Origin of the sequence: Methylobacterium frigidaeris (assembly GCF_022179185.1) — a bacterium.
GTDB classification, from domain to species: Bacteria; Pseudomonadota; Alphaproteobacteria; order Rhizobiales; family Beijerinckiaceae; genus Methylobacterium; species Methylobacterium frigidaeris.
The window spans coordinates 1-254 of sequence record NZ_BPQJ01000265.1 but is presented as its reverse complement, the minus strand read 5'-3'; the positions used below and the strand labels follow the sequence as shown (position 1 = coordinate 254).

The following is a 254-nucleotide window of genomic DNA, read 5'->3' as shown; positions in this document are numbered from 1 at the left end:
CGATCTGACGCAGCCGCGACGGCCGGACCTTGATCACCGTGAAGCGCGAGATGTCGCCGTTGAACTCGTCGAGGCGCTTGAGCGCCCAGGGGCTCATCAGCCCGGTGAGCCGCCGGCGCGGGACGCCGTAGCGCTTCTGGATCTCGTCGCCCATCGTCTCGGGATCGAACAGCCCGAGCGGGCTCTCGAACACCGGCGAGACCTCGTCCCCGGCCTTGAGCACGTAGACCGGGTGGACCTCCATCAGGGCCTTC

At 68.5% G+C, this 254-nt stretch carries 1 pseudogene; it reads right to left on the bottom strand.

Going from position 1 to position 254, the window contains the following annotated elements:
• Positions 1 to 254, bottom strand: a pseudogene (locus MFF64_RS37095) (PrkA family serine protein kinase); the annotation flags it as partial.